Here is a 23237-nt window from a genome sequence, read left to right as displayed (position 1 = left end):
TCTCGACTCGCGCATCACGTACACCGGCCCGGCTCATTTTGTTCTTGATGATACAGGGAACCTTGATCTGTGTGATACGAACGAGTGGCGCGTAGAGGGGACGATGAGTCTCGGCATCCTGGGGAGGCATGAGCCTGAACCGGCAGCCACAAACCTGCAGCCACAATCCCGCGCGACGATGTTGGGCGACTACATCAAAACGTCTGGCATCGACAGCCTGCAGGTCAGCCAGAACGGTGGTCCGGACGGGGGAGCTATCGCTCTGGCACCGATTGAGTGCGATGTGTATGCATTCAGTCAGGACATTGGCGGCGCATACCTGTACCCGCCAACAGCCTACAATCTCACGCCCGGCTGGCAGCGTATTGTGTTCACCGTCACTTCGACAGCGCGTAGTGCTCTCAGGCTGTGGCTTGGCCGGAACAGCGTTACAGGTACACCCGCATTCTGGGGTACTCAGGGCTATCTTAATGCAGGAACTTACACAGCATCATTCTACGTGCGCAGCAACGACGACAGCACGTTCCGCGTTGGGTTTGCACAGATTGAAGCTGGAGAACTGGCAACATCTCCGATTGTAACGACTGATGCGCAGGCATCACTCCCGGCAGCCTCGGCTGTTGTCGATACTCAAGTCGCTTCATCAATGACCGTTCACTACAACAATGGTGAGAGCGACACGTACGCCACGCCAGATGACACATTCACGATACCGCCCGCCCAGCGCAATTGGGGAGTGCGGTATATGCGGAGGATTGAATTTTCATGACAACAGAGCGAATAACGCTGACTGCTGACCCGGTGCAGATTACTACAGGTACAGAAACAGCGTTCGCAGACTCTGTCAACGGAGCCTTTCGCTTTGTTGACGCTGACAGCAAGCCAACCGACCTCACCGTGTACCACGTCAAAACAGAGATATCAGTTACCCCACCATTTCAGATATGGGCATGGTCTCCATTTACTGGTGTAAGCCTCATCGTCACCAGGAGAGAAACGGCTTAACGGACACATTACAGAAGGCATTTCTTCGAGCGCCTTCGATAATGTTTCAACATCAGGATTAATAACATGGCAAAACCGGACTGGGGAGACCTTCAGCAGCGGTTCCTGTCCGAGCATGCCAAAACCGGTATCTCACCGAAAGATTGGTGTGAAGAGCAGGGGCTGAATTATGACTCTGCCCGGCGCTACATCAAAAAGCCAGCTGCGCAGAAATCTGCGCAAAAGGAAAGTGCGCAAACAGAACTGCGCAAAGATGCGCAAAAGCAAATCAGCTCAGCACCGGCCCAGACTGATGTTGAGCACTCCGCGCCGGACGACAGCCAAGAAAAGACAGGGCTGCTCAAGCCTCAGCATGAGCAATTTGCGCAGAACGTTGCGCAGGGGATGCCGTACAAGGACGCCGCAATCTGCGCCGGGTACGCCCCAAGCAATGCAGAACCTCAGGCATCAAAACTTATAAAGCGTCCGGATGTCCGACAGCGCATCCTGCAGCTACGTCAGGAAGCGGCGCTGCTGGTGACATTCAACGCTAAAGATTTGGCTGACCTGTCGTATAAGGCGGCACAGGAAGCGAAAGCAGCTGGCAAATTCGGCATGGTTGCGCCCAACGTAAAAAACGCAGCACAGCTGACCGGCATAGACATGAGCACCAGTAAGACAGAGGTGAATGTCGATCTGGCCGGGCTGAGTTATGGCAAGGTCTGCATAGTCACTCCGGCGAACTGCCCGGAGGATGTGTGGGCCGATCACATGGCTAAGCTGCGCGAGGGAAAGTTGACAGCCCAACAATAATCAATGGCGTTCTGTATTCGTTCAGCAGCGACTGGGTGCCTGGCGTTTTATACGACAATCCGGTGGGTGCCGTTCGCTGGCGCTGGACGTATGGCGGCCGCGGCGGTGGTAAATCGGTAGAGATTGCCCGCGCACTGGTATTGTTGGGCGCGATTGAACCCATGATCATCCTCTGCGCCCGTGAGTTCCAGAACTCGATTAACGATTCTGTGCTGGCTCTTCTCGAAGCAGAGATACACAACCTTGGCCTGGGTCATTTCTACAAGGTAAAAAATAACGAAATTGAGGGCCGGAACGGCACACGCTTCACCTTCAAAGGACTGCGCAACAACATCCAGAGTATCAAGTCGATGCACGGCATTCGCATCTGCTGGGTGGAAGAGGCGCAGACGGTATCCCAGGACTCCTGGGATATTCTCAGCCCGACAGTACGCGCTAATAAATCAGAGGTATGGGTATCGTTCAACCCGCGTGAAGAACAGGACCCGACCTACCGCATGATGAAGCGGCACGAGGAAGACCCTCCAGACGGCGGCGCGATAATCTGCCGGGTAAACCACACAGATAACGCTTTCTTTCCGGACGTCCTGCGTCAGGAGATGGAGTATTGCAAACGCATCGATTATGAGGCGTATGAGCATATCTGGTTGGGGCTGCCCAGAACCATCAGCGAGGCGGTTATCTTCTCCGGTAAATACCGTATTGAGGCCTTCCCTGACGATCTGTGGAAACAGGCTGACCGTCTTTTCTACGGTGCTGACTTCGGTTTCGCCAATGACCCCAGCACGCTGATCCGCTGCTTCATTATCGGCACCCGGCTTTATATCGAATATGAGGCCTACGGCGTCGGCGTGGAGCTGGACGACCTATGGAAAATGTATGCCGGAAAGAATGGTGCTACAGCTGAGCAGTTAACGCGCTGGAAAAAAGGTGACGAGAAACGCTATCCAGGCATCCCGGATGCAAGAAGGTGGCCTATTCACGCTGATAACAGTCGGCCTGAAACTATCAGTTACCTATCCCGGCAGGGATTCAGCATTGATGCGGCCACCAAATGGCCCGGCAGCGTTGAGGACGGCATCACCTATCTGAAGGGATTTGAGGAAATCATCATTCACGAGAGGTGTAAGCATATGGCAGACGAGGCCAGACTCTACTCCTACAAGGTTGATCGCCTGACTGGAGACATTCTCCCGGTCGTCGTGGATAAGCATAACCACTGCTGGGATGCCGTTCGTTACTCGCTGGATGGCTACATAACAAGCGCTGATGGATTGGGGACATGGATGCAGCTCGGAAGGCAATAAACATTGCAAAACGGGCATTTCGTCATGTTTTAACCCTGTGCATTTTTCACCTCGTTTTATGCAGCTTTTATGCAGTCCGATAATGACACTTTCCAACGGAAAACCCTGACAAACAGGACTTACACGGCCATTTTGCTGTGAGTGCCGTTTCGTCAGGGCGCTTAAGAGTCATTATGTTAAAAACCCCGAAAAATAACGAATTTTACTCCTGAGGCAGGGCATGGCTAAGTCACGTCAGAAACAGCAGAAAAATGCCCGGCAGACGGCAGACGGGTATAACAACTTTACCGCCAAGCTCGGCACGAACACGCAGAATATCCAGACGGGCGGTACCTATGTTCCGGGCTACATCACCCGCAACAGGGTGATGCTGGAATTTGCGTACCGGTCATCATTTCTGGTTGGGGGTGCCGTTGATGCTGTTGCTGATGACATGACCCGTAAGGGGGTCAACATCTCATCCAGACTGGAGCCGGGCCATAAAGGCAAGGTTGATGATTTCTGGGATGAAGCGGCGATCTGGGATGGTCTGAATGACACCGTTAAGTGGTCCAGGCTCTACGGCGGTGCGGTGCTGGTTGCGCTGATTGAAGGGCAGGACATGTCTTCGCCCTTAATCCCCGACCGCATCAAAGAAGGGCAGTTTAAGGGGGTGATTTCCCTCGACCGCTGGATGGTGACGCCAACCTACTATGACCTGATCACCGATTATGGCCCGCATTTCGGCAAGCCAAAGTATTACAAGGTGATAACCAATCAGCAGGGTATTCCACCCTGGAAAATTCATCACAGCCGCCTGATCCGCATGGAGGGCGACCCGTTGCCATTTCAGCAGGCGCAGACGGAAAACGGCTGGGGTATGTCCGTGGTTGAGCGCATCTTTGAAAGAATACAGGCGTTTGATACCGGCACAGTTGGCGTCACTCAGCTGATCCACAAAGCGCACCTGCGTACATACAGCATTGAAGGGCTGCGCAAAGTGCTGGCTATGGATGAAAGCAGTCCAGCCCTGGCCGGGCTGATGAAGCACATGGATATGATCAGAGAGTTTCAGACCATCGAGGGAATGACCCTGATGGACAAGGGTGACGATTTTGCAACCCACAGCTACTCATTTGCAGGGGTTGCTGATGTCCTGTTGCGCTTCGCAGAACAGGTCTCAGGTGCAACCGGTATCCCTCTGGTTCGCCTGTTCGGTCAGTCACCTGCTGGTTTTAACACGGGCGATGGTGACCTCGAAAACTATTACAGCCGGATTAACTCACAGCAGGAGCGGCGGTTACGTCGCCATATTCGCTGGCTGATGGATCTGACCTGGCGATCTCTGTTCGGGCAGCCGCTGCCGGATGACTTCACATTCGAGTTCAACAAGCTCTGGGAGATGTCGGATACCGACAGGGCGACAATGGCTAACAATGTGGCTACCGCACTCAGCACACTGACAGACCGTGAAATCATGCCCCGCCACGCTGCCATGAACGACCTGAGAAACATTTCTGAAGTGATTGGGATCGGCGGCTCCATCACCGATCAGGACATTGAAGATGCGAAGAAAGAGTTCGAGGAGTCTGAATCTGAAAACGGCCCTCCGCCGCCGCTCGGAGAAGATTTACAGCCAAAGCCTGTTGGCGATGGCCTCCCGGATAAACGAGATAGTAACTGGCTCTTACGATGGTTCCCAGCAAGGCGCTGACGCTGCTGTAGGCGGTCTTATCGACTATGCACAGATCATCGACGAGTGGGCGGCAATGGTTGGACACCGGATGTTCAGCCAGGTGGAAGAGGAAGAATGGCGTCAGTGGCGCAGCGTTTCCGAAGAAATTTCGTCGGGGCTGCGGGATGTGGTGGGAAACACGCCAGTGGGGCAGGTGGCACAGGACATCGTCTACCGACAGATTCAGCTGATGAAGTCACTACCCATTGAAGCCGCTGACAGGGTGCGTGATATCCAGTCGCGGGCCGTTGAGGCGGTGATCCGTGGTGAGCGCCCCGATGACCTCTACGAGATGATAATGCAGTCCGGCGAGGTTGCCGCCAGCCGGGCGCGAATGATAGCCCGAACCGAAATTGGCAGGGCCACAGGGGCACTGACTCAGGCCCGCGCCCTGTCCGTTGGCTCAGAGGGCTACTGGTGGCGGATTGAGGGAGCTGGCACCCGGGATTCACACCGCCGAATGAAAGATAAATTTGTCCGATGGGATAACCCGCCGACGCTGGACGGCATGACCGGCCATGCCGGGTGCCTGCCTAACTGTAAGTGCTGGATGGATGTACAGATACCGGAGCCGAGGAAATGACATGAATGACACAATTTTAGCAACCTTTGCCCTGGGGTTTTCTCTTGGGCAACTGTTCTGCCTCTTGTGGTTCTATATCCTTATCATCAGGTCGCATTAAGCGGCCTTTTTTATTGGCCGCGATCCGGCAGGTAACACATGAAATATTTCTTTACGACCAGGCTGGGGCCATCACGGTATCTCCAGGCTGACGGCTCGCTGCTCTGTAAAGACGTGCCTATTGCCCGCACCGGGACGCAGGTCTATCTGCCAGAAGAGATAGATCTCCAGCCTGACGCCAGCGGCACAGTAACCGTCTGGCGGACAGAGGATGAGGTTTTCTCTCCTGAGACGATGGCGAGCTTTGAGGGCGTGGCCGTCACGTTGGGGCACCCTGAGGACGGGGCCGGGGCGATAGTGTTCGTTAACCCATCGAACTATTCAGAGCTGGCACACGGGCACATTCAGAACGTGCGACGCGGTGCGGGCGACAAGTCAGACCTGCTGATTGCTGACGTGCTGGTGAAGCGACAGGAAGCCATCGACGCTATCACCTCAGGCCTGACGGACGTCAGCTGTGGCTACGACGCTCAGTACAAACAACTGGCACCCGGAAAGGGAAAGCAATACCAAATCACCGGTAATCACCTGGCTGTCGGTATCGACAGAGGCCGGGCGGGTAACCGCTGTGCAATCGGGGATTCGATCCCATCACCCACAAAGGAGAAGCCTGTAATGTCATGGCTTAAAAAACTGGCTCAGGCCATTAAGACGAAAGATGAGGATGCTCTGGCAAAGCTCATCGATGAAGCGCCGGATATGCCGTCTGATGGCATGAGTTCGATCCCCGGTTCGACCATCAACATTAACATCCCCTCGCAGGCAACCTCGTTACCTGTGGAAGAGCGCACCACCACAGACGATATTCCTGAGCAGGTGCAGGAAACTACTGATAACGATATTCCTGAGTGGGCACAGGCCATTCTGGCCCGGCTGGATAAACTGGAGGGTAAAACCACTGATGCAGATCCAGAAGGTGACACGCCTGCAGGGGATGAAGACGAAGAGGAAGACCGGAAGGTAACCGGCGACTCTGCCTACAGGCGAAATCTGATCGCCGATGCTGAAATCATCTGTCCTGGCTTCCAGCCGAACGGTGATAAGGGGCTGAAGCGTCAGGTGCTTTCACATGCGATGCGTACCGGCGACAGCGCTTACCTGAAGTCGTTCGGTGTTCAGGACTTCAGCAAAGCACCTAAAGCGACGGTGGACGCGGTATTCAATGGCGCTGTCGCGCTGAGTAAAGCAAAAAATCATCTCAACCCCCTCAACAACGCGGTCCGCACTGGCGATAGACAGCATCAGACTAAAAACCTGACCCCGGCGCAGCTGAATCAGCTGAATCAGGATTTCTGGAAATCTCGCAAATAAGGTAACAAACATGGCTGGAACAGCTTATACAACGCGGATGCCTATGGGCATTGCCGGGGGCGTCACTCGTCCTCGTGACCTCACCATCGAACCCGCAACCCTGAATTATCAGAAGCAATTTTCCTCTTACGGCCTGCCGGGTAAGTACGTTAACGATCAGTTTGTACCGCTGGAATCAGGCGACACCGCCGACCTCATCAAGGGGATTCTGGTTCGTCCGTTCCCGATCACCTCTGCGCAGGACCTCGCTTACATTGGCGTCAATGTAAACCAGAGCGGCGACAACCTGAAGCGCGGCTATGTCTGCGTGGCGGCATCAGCCGGGACGGCCACTACCGCGAAAAAAGGCGATCCGGTGTATGTCCGTGTGGCTGGTGGCACCACCGCAAGCCCGGTCGGTACCTTCGTGCTCACGCCTGATGAAACGGCGACAAATACGCCTCAGCTGCCAAATGCTGAGGTTATGGGTGCAGGTCAGGCCGATGGTCTTATTGAAATTGCTTACAACATCTGAGGATTACTGAATGTTTACAGTTGACAGAGCGACCATCGACTCCACCGGCGCATTTCTGGTCGGCGAACTGGAGCGCATGGATCAGACGCTGAACATGCCGCTGACGTCCGTTAAGTGGACGCGCGACATGCCACTGCGCAGCGATGTATCAATCGCAGACGAAGTGTCTTCTTTCACCAACACCGACTTCTCCAGCGTGGGTGGACCCAATCCAAATGGCAAAAACTGGATGGGTAAAAAAGGCACGGCAATTCCTGATATCAATCTCAACATCGCGCCGACTCGTAACAACCTGACCCCGTGGGCGCAGGAAATTAGCTGGACCGTGCTGGAACTGGCGTCTGCGCAAAAATTGGGCCGTCCGATCGATACCCAGAAATACGAGGGTATGAAGCTGAAGTTTGCGATGGATACCGATGAGCAGGTTTATATCGGCGACACCGAACTGGGCGTGTCCGGTCTGCTGAACTTGCCTGGCGTTACCCCGATGGCCGCCGCTGCCGCGTGGACAGCAACCACCGATCCGGACGTCATTGTTCAGGACATCAACCTTGTCCTGACCAACGCATGGGTGGCTTCAGGCTATGCGGTATGCCCGGCAAAAATTGGTCTGGCTCCTGAGCTGTTCGGCCTGCTGGCGAGTAAAAAGGTGTCTTCCGCAGGCAATATCTCCGTACTGGAGTACGTGAAGATCAACACCATCGCCTTCCAGGAGAACGGCGAACCGCTGGAAATCGTCTCCATGAAGTGGGCTTCTAAGCGCGGTGTTGGTGGTGCCCACCGCATCGTGGCTTACACCCAGGATGAAAAATATATCCGCTTCCCGATGGTGCCGCTGCTGAATACACCGCTGGAATATCGCGGTATGCATCAGCTCACCGTGTACTACGCCAAGCTGGGCCAGGTGGAAACGCCGTATTCCAATACGATTTCCTATCTGGACGTTCCAGCGGCCTGATCCCTGGCGGGGAAACCCGCCTTATTAACGGAGCACTGATATGAAATACATTGTGACCGATGCTGCAACGCTCAGCTTTGCCGATGGAACCCAGTATTCGCTGGAAAAAGGTATTCATGACATCAAGTCATTCCCGGACAGCGTGAAAAAGCACTGGGCGTTTGAGTCCTATGCGAAACCGGTTGATGAGTCTGATGTTGCTGCACAGGAGCAGAATGATGACCTGAGCGCCCGCGTTGGACAGCTTGAAGCTGAGGTAGAGACGCTTACTGCCCAGCTGGCGGAACGGGATAAAACTATTGCTGAGCTGAGCGAAGACAAATCCGCATCGGATAAATCCACGTCGAAAGCCACTCAGGAAACTGCTGAAGGGACCAAAAATGCCAAAAAACAGCAGGCTTCCGAGTAGCGACCAGTTCCGCACCGACTTCCCCGAGTTCACCAACAAAACCCGCTATACCGATCCGTCCATAAACTTCTATCTGGGCATGGCTGACACTCTGCTTAATCAGGACCGGATGGGCGATCAGTTCGTCTATCTGGCTGAATTATTCACTGCTCACTACACCGAGTTGCGCGGTCGGGCACTGGCTGTATCTGCTGCAGGCGGTGGCGTTAACTCAGCGGGTGGCGGGGTACTGACATCGAAATCAGTGGATAAGGTCAGCGCCGGTTATGACGTGTCCGGGATTATCAATCCTGACGCCGGATTCTGGAACAACACCGCTTACGGGCGGGAGTTCTACTGGTGGTGGTCGATGTACGGCGCGGGCGGGAGACAGCTTTTATGAAGAGCGGGTTAAAGGTGGGCACGGATAAGGCGTCCGATATCCTGGAGTCACTTCGAAAGCTGACAGGAATGGATGTGCTGGTGGGCATTCCGGCAGACAAAGCACAGCGGGAAGATGGCAGCCCGCTGAACAATGCTGAGCTGGGGTATCTGCATTCAACCGGGGCAACGGTACAGATTGATGGCGCTACCGTCACGCTGCCGCCGCGCCCGTTTCTGGATATAGGCATCGAAGATACAAAGCCCCGTACCACCGCACATCTGAAAGCAGCCGCTGTCGCCGCTCTGGAAGGTGATGCTGATGGTGCATTAATGGGCCTTGAAAGCGCGGGACAGATTGCACGCGATGGAGCGAAAGCGGTGATTGGCTCAGGTGACCGGCTGCACCCTCTTTCTGAGAAGACGCTGGAAAGACGCAGGGAGCAGGGTATACCCGGAGATAAGCCGCTCTATGCGCATGGCTTCCTGTTGAACTCCATTACCTATGTCGTGAGGAAAAAATAATGCCTTTTCTCGATGTAACCGAGGTGCTGCTCGACCCGGATTTTGTGGATTTTTCGCTGGTCTGTCACCGGCAGATCCAGACGGTGGATGAAGACAACTTCCCGACCAACACCTCGCAGGATATCCCATTTTCCGGCGTGGTGACCGTTGACCGTTCACTCGAAGCAAAACGTATGGCAGCGGGGCAGAACATCAACGGGGCCATCCTTATTGTGACGCAGTTCCGTCTCACGCAGGGGCAGCAGCCATCCGGCGAATCTCCGCGGCTTGATGCCGATATCGTCACTTACAACGGACGTGATTACCGCGTGACCTTCGTAGACCCTTACACGAGCTACGGTGCCGGATTCGTCCAGGCGCATTGTGAGCTGGTGGACTTTGACGGAGGCTATCCCGTTGAGCAATGACAGCACATCGCCGGGCTACCTGACACCGCTGGGTGATGCGCCGCAGTACGATCAGGACCTCGAAAAGCAGGTCAGCAGGTGGATCAGGGGGATAACCGGACTCGATGCAAAAATGGTTTTTCCCCGCTGGACCGAACCACAGTCAGCCATTCCCAAAAATGGAAACACCTGGTGCGCCTTTGGCATAACCACCATGCTGCGTGGTGGCACACCCGCAAACATTCAGTCAGAAGAAGAGTTTAGCGAACAATGGACGTGGGAGCAGGTCACCGTGATTTGCTGCTTCTATGGCCCACTTGGCGCATCTGTTGCCACCCGTTTTCGTGAGGGCATTGCCGTTAACCAGAACGCCGATACGCTGCGTGGCGATACGGGCATGGCCGTCATTGAAACGGGAACAATCTACAACCTGCCTGAGCTCATCAACAATCAGTGGGTGCGCCGGTACGACCTGACCGTAACGCTGTCACGCAAAAACATTCGCGAATACGGCATCAAATCTATCGTTGACGGCAACGTCATCATTTCAACCGGAGAATAATCATGGCGAAAGGTTTGCCATTAAGTCGCGTCGCAAATGTGACGATGACACTCTCAGCTAAAGCAGCGCAGGGTCGTAACTTTGGCTCGATGCTGATTTTGGGAATATCAACAGTCATTCCAATCACTGAACGCATGCGTGCTTACTCAGGCGCTGATGATATCGGCGATGATTTTGGCGTAGACAGTGAAGAATACAAAGCCGCACTTATTTGGTTCTCACAATCACCACAACCAACACTGGTATATGTGGGACGCTGGGCTAAAACACTCTCTACGGGAGAAACTGGTAGTGCTGAAACATTGCCTCAGGCTGTTAATGCCATCATGGACTTTAATAGCTGGTACGGTCTGCACCTCGCCGTTGATGAGGCGGATTATCCAACTGACGCTGACCTGATTAGCGTTGCCGCTGCGGTTGAGGCGTCTACTGTTTCACGCATCTTCGGTATCACCACTGCCGATCCAGACACGCTGGTAGCCTCAGCCACTACTGACCTGTCATCCAAACTGAAGGCAGCTAAGTACAGCCGCACATTTATCCAGTATTCGACCAGCAGCCTCTACGCTGCTCTTTCCGCATTCGGACGTGCATTTACTGTCGACTTCACCGGCAGCAATACCACTATTACCCTTAAATTTAAGGTTGAGCCAGGTGTAACCTACGAAACCCTCGGCACCTCTCAGGCGGACGCTTTGGAAGCCAAAAACGCCAATGTTTATGTGTACTACGAGAACGATACGGCGATTCTGGAGCAGGGTGTTATGTGTAACGGAGACTTCTTCGACGAGCGCCACGGCCTCGATTGGCTGCAGAACGCAGTCCAGACAGCCGACTTCAACACGCTTTACACCAGCACGACCAAAATCCCACAAACCGACGCCGGTACTACTACGCGCATCGCTAATATTGAATTGGTGCTGGATAAAGCTGTCGGCAATGGCCTGTTTGCTCCAGGCAAGTGGACTGGAGGTCCGTTCGGTCAGTTGAGCACTAATGACACACTAACGAAGGGTTATTACATCTGGGGTGACACTGTTGATGACCAACTTCAGACTGATCATGAGGCACGAAAAGGTGTCCCTATTCAGGTGGCCGGTAAGCTGGCTGGTGCTGTTCACTATGGTTCCGTGGCTATCACGGTCGTTCGCTAAGGAGCATTGAATGCCTGCTTATTCTTTTATGGACGTGTCTGCTTCTCTAAGCGGCCCGACCGGAAGCATTGATCTCGGCTATGGTTCGGCAAACTCCGAAGAGGGGATCGTCGTTGCCATGTCAGAGGCAAAAAACACCATGACCACGGGCGCTGATGGTGAGGTGATGCACAGCCTGCACGCAGGTAAAAGCGGAATTATTACCGTAAACCTGCTGAAAACATCCCCGACCAATAAAAAGCTGTCACTGATGTACAACGCACAATCGCAGTCCTCAGCGACATGGGGCAACAACGTCATCGTCGTACGCAATAAAGCTTCTGGCGACATGTCCACCGCGCGTTCCGTAGCGTTTCAGAAGCTACCGGATCACGCTAACGCCAAGGTGGGCAATACAGTTGCTTGGGTATTCGACTGCGGCAAAATCGACCAGCTTCTCGGGGAGTTTTAACAGATGGAATTTGAAATCAAGGGTAATCAGTACCGCACGGCAAAACTCGGCGTTTTCGACCAACTGAAAGTCTCCCGAAAGCTGCTGCCGGTCCTGGCTGGCATGGTGGCTGATTTTCAGGGCATCAAAGCGGCGGCTGATGGTGGTGACATTTACAAATCACTGGAAACCGCGCTGCCGAAGATTGCTGATGCCCTGGCCGACATGAGCGAAGAAGACACCAACGCCATCATTTACCCCTGTCTGTCGGTGGTATCGCGCCAGCATGGTAAAGGATGGGCGCCGGTATTCAGCCAGGGTTCTCTAATGTTCGACGATGTGGATTTGATGGTCATGCTGCAGCTTGTGGGTCGCGTGGTGGGCGACAGCCTGGGAAATTTTTTGCACGAACTCCCCGTACAAGAGACTGCGGGCCAGCAATAAACGGCCCGGCGCTCGAAAGCCTGCCTGACGGTGAAGATTACCTGATGCGCCCGGTAGATGCCGGGTATATCAGCTATGACAAGCTGGTGGATGGTACTGTGGATCTGGCTGATATTGCCAGGATGCATGACTGGCTGGATCTGAAGATGGATAACGATAACCGCATAGAGCGCTGGAGACAGGCCAATGAATGCTGAGACTATCAAAGACTTTCTGGTCAGCCTCGGCTTTCAGGTTGATGAGGCGGGCTATCGCAAATTTGAATCGGTACTGACTGGCACTACTGCTCAGGCCATAAAGATGGGCGCGGCAGTGGAAGCAGCCGCACTGTCTGTTGTGGCCTATACCGCAAAAATTGCCAGCGGGCTGGATAACCTCTACTGGGCATCACAGCGTACCGGTGCCACGGTTAAGGGCATTCAGGCCATCGGCTACGCCGCCTCGCAGGCCGGGGGCAGCGCTGAAGCGGCAAGAGGTTCACTTGAAAGCCTCTCACGCTTTATGCGCAACAGTCCGGGCGCTGAAGGGTTTCTGAACCGCCTGGGTGTGCAGACCCGGGACGCCAGCGGCAACATGCGCGATATGGCATCCATCTTCACCGGCGTGGGCCAGAAGCTGAACAACATGCCGTACTACCGCGCTAATCAGTACGCGCAGATGCTTGGCATCGATGAAGGCACGCTGATGGCAATGCGCCGTGGTCTGGGCCAGTTCAGCACACAGTATACGCAGATGGCAAAGGCCATCGGCTATAACGCGGATACGGCGGCGGTCAGCTCCAGTAAGTTCATGACGTCACTGCGCTCATTCGGTCAGATGGCCGGAATGGCACGGGACAAAATCGGGTCGAATCTGGCCGAAGGCCTGACCGGGGCGCTGGATAAACTCCGCAAACAGGTGCTGGACAACTTCCCGAAAATAGAAGGGGCGATCACTTCCGGCGTCAGGGGATTGTTGCGGCTTGCCGACATCATCGGAAGGGTAGTTTTCAGGCTGATCCAGACTGCCGGGGATGTGAAAAGCTGGTGGGATTCTCTCGATAAAAGCACCCAAGAACTGATTGAGCTGGTAGCCGGTCTGACGGTCGCGTGGTGGGCACTGAACCGGGCAATGCTGGCCTCGCCGATAACGTGGGTGCTTGGGCTGGCGGCGGGTATTGCGCTGCTGTGGGAGGACTACAAAACATGGAAGGAAGGCGGCAAGTCCCTTATCGACTGGGGGAAATGGGAACCGGACATCAAATCAGCGCTGAAGAGCATTGGTGAATTAAAGGACGATATAGTTTCCCTCGCCAAAGAGGCAGCGAAGCTGTTCGGTATCGATCCCAAGGCCTGGAGCCTGAAGTGGGAATTCAGCAATCTGACGCACAACCTCGGTGAGCTGGGTAAAATGCTGAAGCTGATCGGCGACCTGCTGAGCGCCATCAATGAAGGTCGCTGGTCCGATGCTGCCAGTATCGGTAAGCAGCTGCTCAAACAAGGTAGCGATCAGCCTGACGCTATGCCGGGTGTAACCGCCAGTGCGACCGCCAGCCGTAACTGGCTGCTGGAGAAGTACAGGCAGGCCAATGGCGCGGTTAACCGTTATTTACCTGAATGGGCGGGTGGTTCCGGCAATCTGCCGGATCGGAACAACAACCCCGGCAATCTTCGCCCTGTCGGTGGTGGCGGATTCCGCTCGTTCGGTACCGCGCTGGAAGGTTGGGGCGCGATGCGTAACCAGCTGATGCGCTACTTCACCGGAAAAACCACCGGCAAAGCGCTGAAGACCATCACCGATATCGTGTCCACCTGGGCACCGTCCAGCGAGAACGACACCGGCAAATACATCAGCGATATCTCGAAGTGGATGGGTGTTGCGCCGGATGCTGCGCTGAACCTGAACAACCCGCAGGTCATGACTTCGCTGATGCAGTCGATGGCCCGTAAAGAGGGCTTTTCTGCCTGGAACAGTCCGCTGGCAGGGCAGGCTGCCGGCGCAACGGTTAATCAGGAAACCAACATCCACATTCACGGTGTGACCGATCCGCAGCGGGCTGGGATGGAAGTTGCCGACCGGCAGACGGCGGTTAACTCACGGATCACGCAACTGACAACCGCAGGGCCTCGTTGATGGATATTCTTTCCACGCTGTTTTCACAGCAGAGTCGAAAAATTGGAATCATCATCCCGGACGTGGTGATTTCAGAGAAGCACAGCGACACGCTGGAGATTACTGAGCATCCTGTGGAGGACAAAGCGCCTATAGCAGATCATGCCTTCAAACGGCCTTCCGAGCTGGTGATGGAGGTTGGCTTTGCCGGTGGTGGCTCATTGCTGGATTTAGCCAGCACTCTGACTGCAACCAGCCTGCTCGGACTGAGTCCGCAGGAAACCTATCAGGAACTGCTCGACTTGCAGGCGACCCGTGTTCCTTTCGATGTGGTGACCGGCAAGCGCAAGTACAACAACATGCTGATTAAGGTTCTCGATGTCACCACTGACCGGACCAGCGAAAATGTGCTGATGGCGGTGCTGACGTTGCGCGAGGTCATCATTTCCTCAACCCAGAGCGTTTCAGTAGCTGACAAGGCAGATATGGCAGATGGCGTCAGCACATCACCAGTCCAGAATACAGGCACTAAATCGGTCAAACCTGCCAACGAATCGCTGCTCTCTCAGGGCTATTCGCTCATTAAAGGGGGCTAAATGCAGTACCGCGAAATACCTCTGTCTGCCGACAACCAGCAATTCAGCATCGCCATTAACGGCACCACGTACACAATCCGGGCGCTCTGGCGTGACGATGCAGGTTGGGTTATCGACCTGCTGGACAGCGGCGGCACAGCGATAATCAACGGCATTCCGCTGGTGACCGGCGCGGATCTGCTCAGTCAGTACAAATATCTCGGGCTGGGGTTTGTGCTGATGGTTATCTGCGATGTTGCCGGGCAGTCTTACCCAACCAAAACCGATCTGGGAACGTACAGTCACCTCTACGTGATAACGGAGTTATCATGAGCCAGAACTGGATGCGTCATTTTAAGCTGTTGATCCTCGCTGAAAATGGCGAGGGCATCAGCCTGACCGACTTCAAGGTAACGTTTAAAACAGAATGGACTGATACTAAATTCCCGCGTGTCGGCACGGTAAAAATCTACAACCTGTCGAAGGATACCGCCAGCCGGATACTGGGGCAGGAATTCGCAAAAATTAAGCTAATCGCCGGTTATGACGGACTGGCAACCGCCGTTGATGAAAGTCAGGTTGGCGTGGTAAAAAATGTCAGTTCGTCACAGGTTGGGCAGACTGACGGTCAAAACTTCGGGGAAATCTTCAGTGGTGATATTCGCTTTACCATTACCGGGCGGGACAATCCTACTGACACATTTGTGCTGATACAGGCGATAGATTCCCACCAGGCATTTCTTTACGCCAGTGTGACGACCAGTATTGCAGCCGGGTACACGGTAGCAGATCTCCATGCGGCAGCCATGCAGAGTTTTAACCCGTTCGGTGTCACGAAAGGGATCACTGCCGAAATGCCGACAACCGTTTTCCCGCGAGGGAGGGTGATATATCAGTCTTCTCGTGAAATCATGGACAATATCGCCGGGCAGTGCAATGCCACATGGCAGCTGGTGGACGGTCAGCTACAAATGGTGTCTGAGGATAAATATATCCACGAGGCGATTGTTCTGAACAGCCGGACGGGCCTGATCGGCATGCCGCAGCAGACAATGGGTGCCGGGGTTAACGTCAGGTGTCTGATTAATCCGAACATCCGCGTAAACGGGCTTATCGAGATTGACCAGGCGTCGGTATACCGAAGCTCCCTGTCAACTGGCGAAGTTCAGTCCCTGCCTTCCAGAGCCAGCGAGACCGACATAAACGGGAATCTCAGTGTTAACGGTACGCTGCAGCAACCAGCCAGTATTGCGGCCGATGGCGTTTATATTGTGAAAGCTATCGACTATACTGGGGACACCAGAGGCCCGGCTTGGTACATGGATATGATGTGTATTGCGCGGGGTTCTGCTGATCTGCAATCTAGCTCATCGCTGCTGAGAACGTCTAATTAAATATGAAAATATCCCACATCTTTGTTTTGATAATATCGCTATTAACGGGAGCTACGGCATACGCTGACGAGTATGATGATGCTGTGTCAAAATTGCCTGTTATCACCGGTTTTCCTGAAGCTTCAGGCCGTTTTGGTCATTACGAAAAAATGGCAATAGATCTAATTTTTAGGAAGCAGGAAATTAGAGCCTACTTTTTGTGCACAGGAAGCTCTAATTGCTCTAAAGAAATTGGCATATTCATAAATAAAAGAAATATTGGCATTTCCCCCGGTGATCTTTCCTCCATCATAATAAATAGATTTTCCCTTTGTAATGATTTGGATGCTTTTACTGAATACAAAGGGACGACAGATGGATGTAAACAATACATGTACGAGGGCGTAAAACAGTGGGTTGTTTATTCTAAAGATAAAAATATTTCCCGTTCCGCGTGGGAGTATGGTGAAAGGCAATCTGGTTCAGATTCAAGGCCATTGATAAAGGGCGATGCCTGGAATTTTAATACCTGGAATGGATATATTAGAGTCGCCAAGAGTCACGGAATGTGATTAAAATTTAAAAATAGCCCGCTTCGGCGGGTTTTTTATTGGAGCAAATATGCCAGTTTCCACTCAATCACAGGCTGGCGGTCAGCAACAGGCTTTCAACGCGCTGGCTAAATCCATCTTCTCCATGATGCGGGTATCGATGCCAGGTATCATTGAATCGTTCGATCCTGTCGCTGTGACCTGCGTTGTCCGCCCGGCCATTATGGGGGCGGTACAGGATGCACTGGGTAACCACACTTCGAAAGAGCTTCCGCTGCTGCTGGATGTGCCGGTAGTGTTCCCGCGCGGCGGTGGCTGCACAATCACATTCCCGGTTAAGGCCGGCGACGAGTGTCTGGTTGTGTTCTCCGATCGCTGTATCGATTTCTGGTGGCAGAGCGGCGGCGTACAGGAAGCAGTAGACCCGCGCCAGCATGACCTATCGGATGCATTCGCTATAGTTGGCCCGCAGTCACAGCCAAATGTGATCAGCAACATCAGCACGACCACGCTGCAGATGCGCACTGATGACGGTTTTGCGTATATCGAACTGGACCCCAACATCCACGCAGTCAACATCATGGCACCGGGTGGGGTAAATGTCACAACGCCGCAGGCGGTCTTTTCTGCCCAGGTCACCATCAAAGGCCTGTTAACCTGGGCTGGTGGCATGGTGGGCAGCATTGCCAGCGGTACGGCTGCCACAATCACAGGGGCTATTAAGTTCATTGGCACCCTGACATCCAACGGCAAAGATATCAGCGACCAGCATACGCATAGCGGCGTTCAGACTGGTAGCGGCAATTCCGGCAAGGTGAACTGATGCGATACAGACGTGAAGATGCAGACGGTGATTACACCTTCGGCCAGGGTGATGACACCTGGCTGATTAACTCACCGGAGACGGTTGCCCAGGCAGTCAAAACCCGCTTTCTGCTCTGGTACGGGCAGTGGTTTCTCGACACAACCGAGGGAACACCCTGGATACAGTCAGTGCTGGGGAAGCAGCGGCCGGAAGTTTACAACCTGGCGATCCGCCAGCGCATTTTAGAAACGCAGGGCGTTAATTCAATCACTGCCTTCGATACCACCCTGAACACCTCATCACGGCGCGTCATTTTCACGGCGACCATCGATACTATCTACGGAACGACGACAGTCTCAAGCGAGGCATAATGGCTCTCAATCTCGACACGCTGGGATTATCGGCAACGGTAACCGCCCAGGGGATCACCGCGACCGACTACCAGACCATACTGGGCACAATCACGGATTATTTTTTGCAGATTTACGGCAGTGATGCCTACCTCGAACCGGACAGTAAAGACGGCCAGATGGTGGCATTGTTCGCGCTGGCTATCCATGATGCCAACAATACGGCAATCGCCTGCTATAACTCGTTTTCACCTTCGACGGGCATGAGAGATGCTTTAACCCGCAATGTTAAAATCAACGGTATTTCCCGCCAGTCGGCTACAAACTCGACCGTCGACCTGACGCTGACCGGTACGGCCGGAACCACAATTACGGGCGGTTCGGTCCGGGACGCCAACAGCGTGATATGGAACCTGCCAGCCAGCGTGACTATTGGCACCGATGGCGCGGTGACCGTAACGGCCACCTGTGCCAGCACCGGGGCGGTGGCGGCTGTAATCGGATCGGTTAACACCATCAACACACCGACGCGCGGCTGGACGTCTGTAACAAACCCCGGGGCGGCTACTGTGGGCAGCGCAGCCGAAAAGGACGATGAACTGCGCATCCGACAGGCTCAGAGCGTGGCATTGCCTTCCCTGACGCCGTTTGACGCACTTGATGGTGCGATAGCCAGCGTGGAGGGCGTGACCCGTCACAAGCTCTATGAAAATGATACCGGCACGGTGGATGCCAATGGTCTGCCAGAGCACTCTGTTTCGGCCATTGTTGACGGCGGCGACGCAACCGTCATCGCACAGACTATCCGCGGTAAAAAGGGTCAGGGTGTGGCTACGTATGGTTCCACTTCTGTTGTGGTCAGTGACCGGTACGGCAACCCATGCACGATCAGCTTCTCGCGGCCAACAAACGTGCCTGTTTACATTGCCATCGAACTGAGAGTTTTCACCGGCTATACCACTCAGGTTGGCGAGGATATCAAGGCGGCCATAGTGGCTTATATAAACGCGCTGACTATCGGCGATGACGTGCTGCTGAGCCGCATTTACTACCCGGCCAACCTTGGCGTGACCAGCGGCGGCGAAAGCCGGTACTACGACATCACCAGCCTGCAGATCGGCAAGAATTCGTCAGCTGTTGCCGCATCCAACGTGGTGATTGAATACGACGAATCAGCAACCTGTACCACTGAAAATATCTCGCTGACGGTGATGACATGAGCAAATACACTGACCTCATAACGAACTATCACCGGGGTAAGCCGCTGTTTGTTGACCACATAGACCTGATCACCCGTCCACTTACCGATGTTTCCACCACGCTGCAGGGGCTGCTCCAGGCGTTCGATATCGATAATGCTGTCGGTGTGCAGCTTGACATGCTGGGCGAATGGATTGGCCGTTCCCGCATTGTCAGCCAGCCGATATCAGGCGTGTATTTTTCTTTCGACACGGATGGGCTGGGCTGGGACCAGGGTATCTGGCAAGGCCCGTACGATCCTGATGCGGGCTTTACGAGTCTGAGCGACGAAACATACCGCATCATCCTGAAGGCAAAGATCGCCATCAACAACTGGGACGGTACCAACGGTACGCTGCCGGAAATACTCGAAACTGCGCTGGCCGGTTCGGGCCTGTCGATGCAGATCATCGATAACCAGGATATGACCATTTCGATTTGGGTTTTCCCGGAGGTGGATATCAGCCAGGTCTCACTGGAATTGCTCGCTGCTATCCGGCAGGGCTATCTGACAGTTAAAGCAGCTGGCGTGTGGGCGGGCGATATCGTTACGCCTTCGGTAATCACCCCTTCCGAGGGGAACAGATTTTTTGGTTTTGACATCGACAACAAATATATCGCCGGATTTGATGATGGCGCATGGGAGAAATTACTTTAATGGCTACAAATAACTTTAAGTCTTTCGCAACAGGTGCTGGCGCTAATGTTATGGCGCAAAGCGACTGGGAGGCTCTTCCCGCACTCAGCAGCGGTTTTTCTTCAGGAAAAGCATCTTCTGCTCAGGTCAATAAAGCAATTCGACAAGCCAGCATGATGGCTTCTATGTTGGGCCAGTTTGTTAACAAAGCCGGGTTGGATGCTCTGGACGATGGAAACATGAACGCTTTGTTAACTAATTTCCAGATTGCTTTGGGTACGAACCTGAGCCTGGGAACAGCCGCACAAAAAAATATAGGTACTTCAACCGGTCAGATTCCGGATATGTCGGCATTTGCTTTTTTACAATCCGCAAATGGATATCAAAAATTTCCCGGAGGGACAATTATCCAGTGGGGAACACAAACAACAGCTGGTATAAGCACGACATATTCGTTACCCATATCTTTTCCAAATAATTTTTTCGCTATTGTGGCCTTGCCGCAGACGGCAACGAGCACATGTAACGGAAACCCCATATCGAATTCGCAATACAACATTGCTTCATATGTAAATCAGAGTGCATATGGTACAATAATTAAATTTATAGCCATAGGTAATTAACATGAGATATTCACCGAGTGAAAAGGGCTTTTTTGCAGAAGAAATAGAATATAATAATCTGCCTGATGATTTAGTAACTATAAGTGAAGATGTTTATAGTCAGTTAATTTCCGGTCAGGCTGACGGGAAAATAATTAGTGCTGGGGATGATGGGAAACCTTTCCTGTCGGATCCTGACTATGTATCAGAAGCTGAACAGAAAAAATCGTCTCTGACGCGAGGTGCAATGCAGTCAGTAGACGTCATTCAACTCAAATTACAGGCGGGAAGGACTTTAACAGACACAGAAAAGGCTACGCTTAATGCGGTGTTGGACTACATTGATTCACTGGAGGCAGTTGATACTTCAAATGCACCAAATATCGTCTGGCCTGACTCACCTTTGAAGAGCTAAGTACTGTAAATCATGTTAAAAAGCGGGTAGTATACAGGATCACTAACACATGGTGACCTACGATGCAACATAAGAAATATTATTACCCGCTTGATGCATTGCGATTCATAGCCGCCTTACTAGTGGCTATGTTTCATTATACATTCTGGAGTTCTGTACCCGAAACAACTACAGGTAAAATATTTGGTCAGATTGAAGTATTTAATGCTTTTGCTTCATTTAGCTATATGGGTTGGGTTGGGGTGCAAATATTTTTTGTGATTTCTGGTTTTGTAATCTCAAACTCCGCTATGCAAGGTGACTCTATGAAATTCCTTGGAGGGAGAATATTACGCCTTTACCCCGCAGTCTGGATTTGTGCCACTATAACTTTAATGTTTGTTATTCTTAATGGAGTGCATGATTTTGGTGATGTTTTTCCGTCGTATGTGCATACACTTCTTCTCATGCCCAACAATACTTACTTTTATCAATGGATTGATGGGGTTTACTGGACGCTAGCCATAGAAATTTCATTTTATATAATGGTGTTTCTGACTCTGTTATTTAAAAATTATTTTTCTGTTCTGAAGCTCGGAGCGGTGTTGACACTTTTTAGTGTTTTCTATCTTTCAGTGTCAATAGCAAGTCATTACTTCCCTGAAGCTGTATTAGTAAAAAACGTGGCCGGGTTTATAAACGACAATAACTACGTATTTAATGGGTTGTTTATCTCTCGTTATGGATGTTTGTTTTCTGTTGGGATATATCTATTTAAATTGTCCGATTCTGGGTTAGATGCAAAACAAAAGATAATACTATCAGTGTCAATATTGTGCGGTGCGTCTGAGATATTTTTGAGGAACATAAACTTCATATATGCTACAAATATAAATCTTTCGCCAATTCTTCCAATAGTCATATGGCTTTTCTCTGTTTTATTTATCTTCCTGTTTTCGCGCGCGTCTTTTTCAAATTATACACCACACAAGCCAGTTCTGGTTGCTTTACGAACAATGGGCCTGATGACATATCCATTCTACTTGCTGCATGATGTTGTCGGAACCACAATATTGAACGAGCTTATTATTTACGGTATTAATAAATACTTATCCTTGCTATGCGTTTTTGTAATAATTGGCTTGTTTTCTTATGTCATAAGCATAAAAGCAGAGCCAGTAATACGGAATGCATTAATGGTGGCACTTTCAACTTTTCCAAGAGCTTTATGGTTTAGCAGAACAAAGTAAATGCGCTAACCTACCACCCAGCCCGGTCGCCGGGCTCCAATCTAAATTCCCTCTCATTTCAATACACTTTCCGAAACTATACAAAAATCCAGTTGATCACTAATCACCCACAAACTACTGTGTATGCATACAGTAATTTGGGGTGAGTTATGGCAAGACGATACGAAATTTACTCAGCGTTCAGCAGCGCCATATGTTACGAAACGCCGCGCGGCCAGACCGTGCGTGCCTCTGACTTCGTGCGTGAGCTGGCATCGTTCAACCATCATTGGACGCTTGAAGAGGCATCAGAGTGGATAGGGCGCTACCAGCTTAGTTTCCGGCTCTATGCAGAGCACCCGGGCGGTGACAAAGAGTTTTTCCTGATGAACATGGGCAGAGTACAAAGGGGAGGTTGATATGGGGTTTCCGAGTCCGGCAACAGACTACACTGAAGAACGTCCGAACCTGAACGCGATATGCCGCATCAGTCCAACTTCTCAGTTGTATGAGCACAATGGCGACATCTACGTTATTGACCGCGCTGTACCTCCAGGGCGGGGCGATGAGTTTATTTATGAGCTTTATGGGGAGGTAGGACTGGGTAAGATGATGGGTAAATCGCTGATAACGAGTGACGGCGATTATCTGGAGGGGAGCGTGCTGGAAGAGGTGATCACCCTGGGCGCGGTGATGTTCAAGATACGGCCGCTGCATGAAGACAGCAGGCCGGTGATCTGATGGAAATTTTCGTTCGAAATGAACAGATAAATCATTGATATTATATAGCGGTTTATAGCGAAATGTCGTGATTTGTTGTGCAATTAATAACCGCTGT

General features: G+C 52.5%; 31 protein-coding genes. All 31 read left to right on the top strand.

Features of this window, described 5'->3' with window-relative positions:
* The first annotated feature begins 103 nt into the window (after positions 1-103).
* The 31 genes from GSQ70_RS01495 (at position 104) to GSQ70_RS01345 (ending at position 23140) form a co-directional block, all read left to right on the top strand.
* The gene (locus tag GSQ70_RS01495; RefSeq protein ID WP_158780611.1) at positions 104-769 is read left to right on the top strand and encodes a hypothetical protein; all 666 of its coding nucleotides are present in this window, start codon (positions 104-106) and stop codon (positions 767-769) included.
* 302 nt (positions 770-1071) lie between these two features.
* Complete coding sequence (locus tag GSQ70_RS01490; protein WP_158780610.1) at positions 1072-1797, top strand: hypothetical protein; 726 nt, start codon at positions 1072-1074, stop codon at positions 1795-1797.
* 35 nt (positions 1798-1832) lie between these two features.
* On the top strand, positions 1833-3104 hold the full coding sequence (locus GSQ70_RS01485; protein WP_158780609.1) for a PBSX family phage terminase large subunit: 1272 nt from the start codon (positions 1833-1835) through the stop codon (positions 3102-3104).
* Between the two features lie 220 nt (positions 3105-3324).
* Complete coding sequence (locus tag GSQ70_RS01480) at positions 3325-4797, top strand: DUF1073 domain-containing protein (protein ID WP_158780608.1); 1473 nt, start codon at positions 3325-3327, stop codon at positions 4795-4797.
* Between the two features lie 55 nt (positions 4798-4852).
* On the top strand, positions 4853-5401 hold the full coding sequence (locus GSQ70_RS01475; RefSeq protein ID WP_158785164.1) for a phage minor head protein: 549 nt from the start codon (positions 4853-4855) through the stop codon (positions 5399-5401).
* 138 nt (positions 5402-5539) lie between these two features.
* On the top strand, positions 5540-6811 hold the full coding sequence (locus GSQ70_RS01470; protein WP_158780607.1) for a DUF2213 domain-containing protein: 1272 nt from the start codon (positions 5540-5542) through the stop codon (positions 6809-6811).
* Positions 6812-6821: 10 nt separating this feature from the next.
* Complete coding sequence (locus GSQ70_RS01465; RefSeq protein ID WP_158780606.1) at positions 6822-7325, top strand: hypothetical protein; 504 nt, start codon at positions 6822-6824, stop codon at positions 7323-7325.
* Positions 7326-7335: 10 nt separating this feature from the next.
* Positions 7336-8283, top strand: a complete 948-nt coding sequence (locus tag GSQ70_RS01460) for a DUF2184 domain-containing protein (protein WP_158780605.1) — start codon at positions 7336-7338, stop codon at positions 8281-8283.
* A 40-nt stretch (positions 8284-8323) separates the two neighbouring features.
* On the top strand, positions 8324-8692 hold the full coding sequence (locus GSQ70_RS01455) for a hypothetical protein (protein WP_158780604.1): 369 nt from the start codon (positions 8324-8326) through the stop codon (positions 8690-8692).
* Complete coding sequence (locus GSQ70_RS01450) at positions 8664-9074, top strand: DUF4054 domain-containing protein (protein WP_158780603.1); 411 nt, start codon at positions 8664-8666, stop codon at positions 9072-9074. Before GSQ70_RS01455 ends, GSQ70_RS01450 begins: the two co-directional genes overlap by 29 nt.
* Positions 9071-9577 (top strand): hypothetical protein, encoded by a 507-nt coding sequence (locus GSQ70_RS01445; protein WP_158780602.1) that lies wholly within the window; start codon positions 9071-9073, stop codon positions 9575-9577. Before GSQ70_RS01450 ends, GSQ70_RS01445 begins: the two co-directional genes overlap by 4 nt.
* Positions 9577-9984, top strand: coding sequence for a head-tail adaptor (locus tag GSQ70_RS01440; protein ID WP_158780601.1), 408 nt, complete (start codon positions 9577-9579; stop codon positions 9982-9984). Before GSQ70_RS01445 ends, GSQ70_RS01440 begins: the two co-directional genes overlap by 1 nt.
* The gene (locus GSQ70_RS01435; protein ID WP_158785163.1) at positions 9974-10525 is read left to right on the top strand and encodes a hypothetical protein; all 552 of its coding nucleotides are present in this window, start codon (positions 9974-9976) and stop codon (positions 10523-10525) included. Before GSQ70_RS01440 ends, GSQ70_RS01435 begins: the two co-directional genes overlap by 11 nt.
* 2 nt (positions 10526-10527) lie before the next feature.
* Positions 10528-11679 carry a DUF3383 family protein gene (locus GSQ70_RS01430; protein WP_158780600.1) on the top strand — a complete coding sequence of 384 codons (1152 nt, stop codon included), beginning with the start codon at positions 10528-10530 and terminating at the stop codon, positions 11677-11679.
* A 10-nt stretch (positions 11680-11689) separates the two neighbouring features.
* Positions 11690-12130 carry a DUF3277 family protein gene (locus tag GSQ70_RS01425; RefSeq protein ID WP_158780599.1) on the top strand — a complete coding sequence of 147 codons (441 nt, stop codon included), beginning with the start codon at positions 11690-11692 and terminating at the stop codon, positions 12128-12130.
* A gap of 3 nt (positions 12131-12133) precedes the next feature.
* Complete coding sequence (locus tag GSQ70_RS01420) at positions 12134-12553, top strand: phage tail assembly chaperone (protein ID WP_158780598.1); 420 nt, start codon at positions 12134-12136, stop codon at positions 12551-12553.
* 44 nt (positions 12554-12597) lie between these two features.
* The gene (locus GSQ70_RS01415; RefSeq protein WP_158780597.1) at positions 12598-12750 is read left to right on the top strand and encodes an NTP pyrophosphohydrolase; all 153 of its coding nucleotides are present in this window, start codon (positions 12598-12600) and stop codon (positions 12748-12750) included.
* Entirely contained in the window at positions 12740-14665 is a 1926-nt protein-coding gene (locus GSQ70_RS01410) for a hypothetical protein (protein ID WP_158780596.1), read from the top strand. Before GSQ70_RS01415 ends, GSQ70_RS01410 begins: the two co-directional genes overlap by 11 nt.
* A complete protein-coding gene (locus tag GSQ70_RS01405) occupies positions 14665-15240 on the top strand; it encodes a phage baseplate protein (protein ID WP_158780595.1) in 576 nt (191 codons plus the stop codon). The genes GSQ70_RS01410 and GSQ70_RS01405 overlap by 1 nt, the downstream gene beginning before the upstream one ends.
* A complete protein-coding gene (locus GSQ70_RS01400; RefSeq protein ID WP_158780594.1) occupies positions 15241-15552 on the top strand; it encodes a hypothetical protein in 312 nt (103 codons plus the stop codon).
* The gene (locus GSQ70_RS01395) at positions 15549-16613 is read left to right on the top strand and encodes a hypothetical protein (RefSeq protein ID WP_158780593.1); all 1065 of its coding nucleotides are present in this window, start codon (positions 15549-15551) and stop codon (positions 16611-16613) included. The genes GSQ70_RS01400 and GSQ70_RS01395 overlap by 4 nt, the downstream gene beginning before the upstream one ends.
* 2 nt (positions 16614-16615) lie before the next feature.
* Entirely contained in the window at positions 16616-17164 is a 549-nt protein-coding gene (locus GSQ70_RS01390) for a hypothetical protein (protein ID WP_158780592.1), read from the top strand.
* 49 nt (positions 17165-17213) lie between these two features.
* Positions 17214-17966, top strand: coding sequence for a Gp138 family membrane-puncturing spike protein (locus tag GSQ70_RS01385; RefSeq protein ID WP_158780591.1), 753 nt, complete (start codon positions 17214-17216; stop codon positions 17964-17966).
* Entirely contained in the window at positions 17966-18319 is a 354-nt protein-coding gene (locus GSQ70_RS01380; protein ID WP_158780590.1) for a hypothetical protein, read from the top strand. Before GSQ70_RS01385 ends, GSQ70_RS01380 begins: the two co-directional genes overlap by 1 nt.
* Positions 18319-19518 (top strand): baseplate J/gp47 family protein, encoded by a 1200-nt coding sequence (locus GSQ70_RS01375; protein ID WP_158780589.1) that lies wholly within the window; start codon positions 18319-18321, stop codon positions 19516-19518. Before GSQ70_RS01380 ends, GSQ70_RS01375 begins: the two co-directional genes overlap by 1 nt.
* Positions 19515-20195: a DUF2612 domain-containing protein gene (locus GSQ70_RS01370; protein ID WP_158780588.1), complete on the top strand. Its 681-nt coding sequence runs from the start codon at positions 19515-19517 to the stop codon at positions 20193-20195. The genes GSQ70_RS01375 and GSQ70_RS01370 overlap by 4 nt, the downstream gene beginning before the upstream one ends.
* Positions 20195-20797, top strand: a complete 603-nt coding sequence (locus tag GSQ70_RS01365; protein WP_158780587.1) for a hypothetical protein — start codon at positions 20195-20197, stop codon at positions 20795-20797. The genes GSQ70_RS01370 and GSQ70_RS01365 overlap by 1 nt, the downstream gene beginning before the upstream one ends.
* A gap of 1 nt (position 20798) precedes the next feature.
* Complete coding sequence (locus GSQ70_RS01360; protein ID WP_158780586.1) at positions 20799-21191, top strand: tail fiber assembly protein; 393 nt, start codon at positions 20799-20801, stop codon at positions 21189-21191.
* A 62-nt stretch (positions 21192-21253) separates the two neighbouring features.
* Entirely contained in the window at positions 21254-22420 is a 1167-nt protein-coding gene (locus GSQ70_RS01355) for an acyltransferase (RefSeq protein ID WP_158780585.1), read from the top strand.
* A 149-nt stretch (positions 22421-22569) separates the two neighbouring features.
* Complete coding sequence (locus GSQ70_RS01350; protein ID WP_158780584.1) at positions 22570-22818, top strand: DNA polymerase V; 249 nt, start codon at positions 22570-22572, stop codon at positions 22816-22818.
* A 1-nt stretch (position 22819) separates the two neighbouring features.
* Complete coding sequence (locus GSQ70_RS01345) at positions 22820-23140, top strand: hypothetical protein (protein WP_158780583.1); 321 nt, start codon at positions 22820-22822, stop codon at positions 23138-23140.
* The last annotated feature ends 97 nt before the right edge of the window (positions 23141-23237 follow it).

Origin of the sequence: Pantoea sp. BAV 3049, assembly GCF_009765445.1 — a bacterium.
Classification (GTDB): domain Bacteria; phylum Pseudomonadota; class Gammaproteobacteria; order Enterobacterales; family Enterobacteriaceae; genus Erwinia.
Note: the sequence above shows the minus strand (reverse complement) of the source record. Positions and strands in the feature narration are given on the sequence as shown.